Source organism: Nocardia cyriacigeorgica, from assembly GCF_010858045.1.
GTDB classification, from domain to species: domain Bacteria; phylum Actinomycetota; class Actinomycetes; order Mycobacteriales; family Mycobacteriaceae; genus Nocardia; species Nocardia cyriacigeorgica_E.
Window position 1 is genome coordinate 1 of the sequence record NZ_JAAGVC010000088.1, and the last position, 1,773, is coordinate 1,773.

The window sequence follows — 1,773 nt, forward strand, 5'->3', positions numbered from 1 at the left end:
AACCCCGCCCCCGCTCGGCGGCCCGCAAGGTCACCGGCGCCGCCCTGCGCCGCGCCGCCCGCTGGGTCCCCGGCACCCACTGGTGAGCCGCGAACGGTAGCCGGCCGCGCCACCCCGGCAGCAGCCGATACCGCGCGGTCGGCCCGCGGACTCGCCCGGGCAGCCGGCCCGGTCCTCAGTGGCCGAGGAAAGGCAGTACGGCGGCGGCGAATTCGCGGTAGCGGTCGCGATGGATGCTGTGCCCGCAGGTGAAGGCGGTGACCGAGCAGTCGGGGATCGAGGTGCGCATGACCTCGAGTTTCTCCGGATCGACCATGCCGCCGGGCCCGCCGCGCAGCACCAGTGTCGGCGCGCTGATCTCGGTGAGCCGCTCCCACCATTCCGGATGCGGTTTGCGGAACTGTTCGAGCGCGGTGCGCGTCATCGACCGGTCGAAGGCCAGCACGGCGCGCGGATGACGCACCAGGCTGGAGGTGGCGTGCCACAGTTCGGGCGGGGTCGGCAATCTACGGGTGAGCGTCAGCTCCTCGGTGCCGGAACGCAGCGGCAGCGGGCATTCCTCCATGACCAGGCGGCGCACCAGGCTCGGCCGCTCCTGCGCCACACAGGACACCGCGTAGCCGCCGAGCGAATGCCCGACCAAGTCCACCCGGTCCAGTTCGAGGTGATCGCACAAGCGCAGCACGTCGGCGCCGAACTCGCCGAACAGATACGACTCGGTGTGCGCGCTGCGGCCGTGGCCGCGCAGATCGGGGATGATGACGCGGCGTCCGGCCCGCACGAGTTCACGGGCGAACCGGTCCCAGGTGTGGCCGTCACCGCCCATGCCGTGCACCAGCACCACCGGGACGTCGTCGACCGCGACCGCCCCGGAGTCCCGGTAGGCGATCAGCACGTCGCCGAGCGCGACCCTGGCCGTCGTCAGATTCACGATTGTCGAGAATACCGGCGATCACCAGGGGAAAGTCGATGATCTGGCACACACGGGCAGGCCCGCGCTCATTCGTAGAGCCCTTCCACATGCCACCGGCCCTCGCGGGTGATGAGCAGCAGGCTGTGCGGGCCGGGTAGTTCGACCTGCACGCGGGCGGCGGGCGCGGATCCGGCGGACCACCAGAGCTCGTCCATCGGCCACGGACCCGCCCACGCGGTCAGCTCCCACTGCTTACCGCCCCAGCGCAAACGCGCGGGAGTCGCGCTGAACAGCCCGCGCTCGGTGACGTGCACCGGGGCGCCGCCCGCCGATTCCAGCTCGACCCGGGGCCGGTTCATCATGAGCACCGCGGGCGCCGGTTCGGGCAGCCTGCCCGGCCACGGCAGCGTGGGATCGGCGGCGGGCACCTGTTCGTCGCCGAGCGCGACCATGGTGATCCGCTCAGCGGGGCCGCGTCCGCCGCTGAGCACCCCGACCTGCACCGCCGCACCACCGAGCAGGCCCTGCACCCGGACCAGGGCGCGCATCGCCCGCGCATCGGTGCTGCCGGCATCGCCCCACAGCCCGAGCTGGAGCGCCGCGGCCGGAATCACCTCGACCGGTTCCAGCCGCAGCAGGGTGATCGGGGCGGTGGGCCCGCCGGAACCACCGGTGTCGCGATGGGTGAGCCAGCCGTCCAGCTGCCAGCGCACCCGGTCGGCGACGCCGTCGGCGGTCAGCGGTTCGGCGCAGCGCCAGACGCGGGTGAGCCGTTCACCGGCGGCGGTCTCGGCGAACACCGCGAGCCTGGTGCAGGCCACCGCCGCGGCCGAGAACGCGGCATGGGCGCGGGTGGCGAG

The 1,773-nt window shown here is 73.2% G+C and carries 1 protein-coding gene and 1 pseudogene; both read right to left on the bottom strand.

The genetic code is table 11. The features are described from left to right. Positions 1-175 precede the first annotated feature (175 nt). On the bottom strand, positions 176-931 hold the full coding sequence (locus GV790_RS28800; RefSeq protein WP_163817977.1) for an alpha/beta fold hydrolase: 756 nt from the start codon (positions 929-931) through the stop codon (positions 176-178). A 68-nt stretch (positions 932-999) separates the two neighbouring features. After that, a pseudogene (locus GV790_RS28805) lies at positions 1,000-1,773 on the bottom strand (DNA polymerase Y family protein); the annotation flags it as partial.